This window comes from Trebonia sp., assembly GCF_049794275.1.
GTDB lineage: Bacteria > Actinomycetota > Actinomycetes > Streptosporangiales > Streptosporangiaceae > Trebonia.
Window position 1 is genome coordinate 1 of record NZ_JBARCR010000870.1, and the last position, 3,867, is coordinate 3,867.

At 68.3% G+C, this 3,867-nt stretch carries 3 protein-coding genes; 2 read left to right on the forward strand and 1 reads right to left on the reverse strand.

The window, feature by feature from the left end:
• On the reverse strand, window positions 1-2,592 hold a 2,592-nt coding region (gene secA, locus WA805_RS22485; RefSeq protein ID WP_424561010.1), incomplete at its 3' end, for a preprotein translocase subunit SecA.
• A gap of 107 nt (window positions 2,593-2,699) precedes the next feature.
• Between secA and WA805_RS22490 the strand changes: the two genes are divergently transcribed.
• Window positions 2,700-2,963 carry an HGxxPAAW family protein gene (locus tag WA805_RS22490; protein ID WP_422285799.1) on the forward strand — a complete coding sequence of 88 codons (264 nt, stop codon included), beginning with the start codon at window positions 2,700-2,702 and terminating at the stop codon, window positions 2,961-2,963.
• A gap of 101 nt (window positions 2,964-3,064) precedes the next feature.
• Window positions 3,065-3,867: DNA glycosylase AlkZ-like family protein (locus tag WA805_RS22495; protein ID WP_425243323.1), on the forward strand; the 803-nt coding region annotated here is incomplete at its 3' end.

Genomic DNA, 3,867 nt, shown 5'->3' on the forward strand with positions numbered 1-3,867 from the left:
GGCCTGCACAGCGGCCGCAGGCGGCGCCGCGGTCGCGGCCCCAGGCGCCGCACCGGGCGCCTCTTCCACGATCGGGTTCTCCTGGACCTCGAACTGCAGGTTGAACAGGTTCCCGACCGACTCCTCCTTGATGCCGTCCATCATCGAGTTGAACATGTCGAAGCCCTCCCGCTGGTACTCGACCAGCGGGTCGCGCTGCGCCATCGCGCGCAGGCCGATGCCCTCGCGGAGGTAGTCCATCTCGTACAGGTGCTCGCGCCACTTGCGGTCAAGGACCGACAGCACCACCCTGCGCTCGATCTCTCGCATCAGGTCCGGCGTCAGCTCCTGCTCACGCCGGTCGTAGGCGGCGTGCGCGTCCTCGGTGACCATCTCCGTGATCAGGTCGGCGGTGAGACCGGACTTGTCCCCGCCGGCCTCCTCGATCACGGTGTCGATCCGCAGCGGGATCGGGTAGAGCTGCTTGAACGCCCGCCACAGCTTCTCCAGGTCCCATTCCTCCGGGTACCCGTCGCCGGTCGCCCCCGCCACGTACGACGCGACCACCTCGTCGATCATCGACCGGATCTGCTCGTGCAGGTCGGCGCCCTCGAGCACCCGGCGCCGCTCGCCGTAGATGACCTTGCGCTGCCTGTTGAGCACGTCGTCGTACTTCAGGACGTCCTTGCGGATCTCGAAGTTCTGCTGCTCGACCTGGGTCTGCGCGGACCTGATCGCGCGGGACACCACCTTGTTCTCGACCGGCACGTCCGACGGGATGTTCAGCCGGTCCATGATCGCCGCGACCCGGTCGGAGTTGAACATCCGCATCAGGTCGTCTTGCAGCGACAGGTAGAAGCGCGACAAGCCCGGGTCGCCCTGGCGGCCTGACCGGCCGCGGAGCTGGTTGTCGATCCGCCGCGACTCGTGCCGTTCGGTGCCGAGGACGTACAGGCCGCCGGCGTCCACCACCTGCGTGTGCTCGGCGGCCACCGCCGCCTTGGCCTTGGCCACCGCCTCCGGCCAGGCGGCCTCGTAGTCCTCAGGGGTGTCGACCGGCGACAGGCCGCGCTGGTGCAGCTCCACGTCCGCGATGAACTCGGGGTTGCCGCCGAGCATGATGTCGGTGCCGCGGCCGGCCATGTTGGTGGCGACCGTGACCGCGCCGAGCCGCCCGGACTGGGCGACGATCATGGCCTCCTGCTCGTGGTACTTCGCGTTCAGCACGTGATGCGGAATGCCGCGCCGCTTCAGCCGCAAGGACACGATCTCGGACTTCTCGACGCTCACCGTGCCCACCAGCACTGGCTGGCCTGCCGCGTGCCGCTCGGCGATGTCCTCCACGACGGCATCGAACTTGGAGTCCGACGTCTGGAAGATGACGTCGGTCTCGTCGGCGCGGATCATCGGCATGTTGGTCGGGATCGGGATCACGCCGAGCTTGTAGATCGAGTAGAACTCGTTGGCCTCGGTCATCGCCGTACCGGTCATGCCGGCCAGCTTGTCGTACATCCGGAAGTAGTTCTGCAGCGTGATCGTGGCGAACGTCTGGTTCTCGTCCTTGATCTGCACGCTTTCCTTGGCCTCGATGGCCTGGTGCATGCCCTCGTTGTAGCGGCGGCCGTGCAGCATGCGGCCGGTGAACTCGTCCACGATCAGGACCTCGCCGTTCATCACGACGTAGTCCTTGTCCTTCTTGAACAGCTCCTTCGCCTTGAGCGAGTTGTTCAGGAAGCTGACGAGCGGCGTGTTGACCGGGTCGTAGAGGTTGTCGATGCCGAGCCAGTCCTCGACCTTCTCGACGCCCGACTCCAGGATGCCGACGGTCCGCTTCTTCTCGTCGACCTCGTAGTCGCCCTCGCCGTCCTCGCCGCGCCGCAGCCGGGGCGCGATCTTGGCGAACTCGAGGTACCACCGGGAGTTCTGCTCGGCGGGCCCGCTGATGATCAGCGGGGTCCGCGCCTCGTCGACGAGGATCGAGTCAACCTCGTCGACGATCGCGTAGTTGTGGCCGCGCTGCACGGTCTCCTCGAGCGACCACGACATGTTGTCGCGCAGGTAGTCGAAGCCGAACTCGTTGTTCGTCCCGTAAGTCACGTCCGCGAGGTAGGCGCGCTTGCGGTCCTCGGGCGTCATCTCGGCGAGGATGACGCCCACCTCGAGGCCGAGGAACCTGTGCACCCGGCCCATCCACTCGGAGTCGCGCTTGGCCAGGTAGTCGTTGGTGGTGACGACGTGCACGCCCTCGCCAGCCAGCGCGTTCAGGTACGCGGGGAAGACGCCGGTCAGCGTCTTTCCCTCACCGGTCCGCATCTCGGAGATGTTGCCCATGTGCAGGGCCGCGGCGCCCATCAGCTGCACGTCGAAGGCCCGCTGGCCCAGCGTGCGCCGCGCCGCCTCGCGGACGGCGGCGAACGCCTCGGGGAGCAGGTCGTCGAGCGACTCCCCGCCGGCATAGCGCTGCCTGAACTCGTCGGTCATCGCGCGGAGCTCGGCGTCGCTCATCGCGACAAAGTCGTCCTCGACAGAGTTGATCTGATCGCTGATCCGCTTGAGTTGGCGCAGGATCTTGCCTTCGCCCGCGCGAAGGATGCTATCTAGGATGACTGGCACTGTTCGGTGCTCCTTGCGGATTGGCCTAGAGGGGCCGGCTGCCGCCGCTCCATGCCCTTAGGGTATTTTTCTTGCCAGGCTTCAGCATAGGCGTTCGAGGAGGGGTCGTGGCCGAGCAGGCTTCGGGCACCGTCGAGGAAACGGGTGCCACCGGATTGCCGGTGCACGGCACTGGTCATGCCCTGGAGCACAACTCGGGCAAGCCCATGTCCTGGGTGGCGGTCGCGGTCATCACCGTCGGGTTTATCGTGGGCGGCGTCGCGCTGGTGCCGCACCCCACCTGGTGGGCGTTCTGGCTCGGCGTGGGCATCGCCGTCGTCGGCTGCCTCATGACCGCGTTCGCCAAGACGTTCAGCGACGACTGGTACTGAGCTAGCCCGGGGGGACGACCCCCTGGAACCTCCCGTTGCGCGCCCAACGGGCGGGCGCCACTCACGCCGGATTGTCGTACCCTGCCGCTAGAGTCGGTGGGGTGGGAGAGAATGCCGCGTACGTTCTGGATGAACAGCAAAGCCCAGCTACGGAGACGCGGCAGCTAACCGCGGACGAGGCGCGGCGGCTCACCCTTTACGCGCAGGGGTTTCTCGGCGGCGGGCGGCGTGGCGGCGTCGCCGGGATGCTGCACCGGGTCGGAGCGGTGCAGCTCGACACGATCAGCGTGCTGGCGCGGTCCCACGAGCTGGTCGCGTACGCGCGGCTCGGCCCGGTCGGGCGGGACGCGGTGGAGAGCGCGTACTGGCCGGCGAAGAAGCCGGCGACGTTCGAGTACTGGGCGCACGCGGCCTGCGTGCTGCCGCTCGAGCTCTGGCCGTACTACGCGTGGCGGCGGCGCGCGATCGCGGCGCGCGGCCAGCGGTGGCACAAGGTCTCCGAGGACGTCTGCGAGGAGGTGCTCGCGCGGCTGCGGAGCGAGGGGCCGCTGACCGCGACCCAGCTGGGCGGCGCCAAAGGCGGCGGTCCGTGGTGGGACTGGTCAGAAGTGAAGATCGCCGCCGAGTGGCTGCTCGATACGGGGCGGGCGGTCTGCGTGCGGCGCACGGGCTGGCGGCGCGTCTACGACCTGCCTGAGCGAGCCATCCCGGAGCCGCTGCTCGAGCTTGCGCCGGACGACGCTGAGTGCGTCGCCTACCTCACCGGCGTGACCACCCGCGCGCTCGGCGTGGCCACCGCCGCTGACCTAGCGGAATACCAGCGACTTAGCCAGCAGACGCGCATCGCGCACAGCGTCGACGACGCCGCTGCGGCGGCCGGGCTGACCCCGGTCACGATCTCGGC